General features: G+C 41.3%; 1 protein-coding gene. It reads left to right on the plus strand.

Going from position 1 to position 603, the window contains the following annotated elements:
- Positions 1-324: 324 nt before the first annotated feature.
- Positions 325-603 (plus strand): PilZ domain-containing protein (locus R7040_RS27960; RefSeq protein ID WP_318097817.1); only part of this gene is annotated, 279 nt, incomplete at its 3' end.

Below are 603 nucleotides of genomic sequence, written 5' to 3' on the forward strand. Positions count from 1 at the left end.
TACAAACGTATTGCGAAATAATGATTACGACAGACTGACACCGAAACTTACGCTTTCTGGAAAGTCTGTTGGTAATTTATACAAAGGCCGCTATCATAGCGGCCTTTGTCGTATACCCCAGCCAGTTAAAAGCGCCTTTCTGGGCCATATTGATTGGCGTTATTAAGGTATTTGATGATTTGAGAGTCATTGGGTCAGTGAAAAATATGACCGTGTACTTACGTAACTCTGTAGCGTTCTCGACAGTTTTTAAACAACATTCGAACACTTTTTGTTCTTCTTGATATACTATTCAATCTGTTTAAATGCCTTAGAGAGCGCAATATGACGGAGAAAAGACGCTTTTCACGCATCATCTACCAAGCTCCAGCTCAGTTAGAACAACGTGATTTGAGACTTAACGCTACGATTCAAGATCTTTCCTTACATGGTTTGCTCTTACAAGCCGGAGGCTTAGATACATTGAATCCTGCACTTTTGGTTGATGTCGGTTTCTCGTTCCACCAGTCTGAACAAGAGATTACGTTAACGGCACAGATCGTAGACGTCACTCAAGACCAAATACGGCTCAAGATCACCAACATCGGCATTGAAAGCATTAGA

It is taken from the genome of Vibrio sp. 1069 (assembly GCF_033340555.1).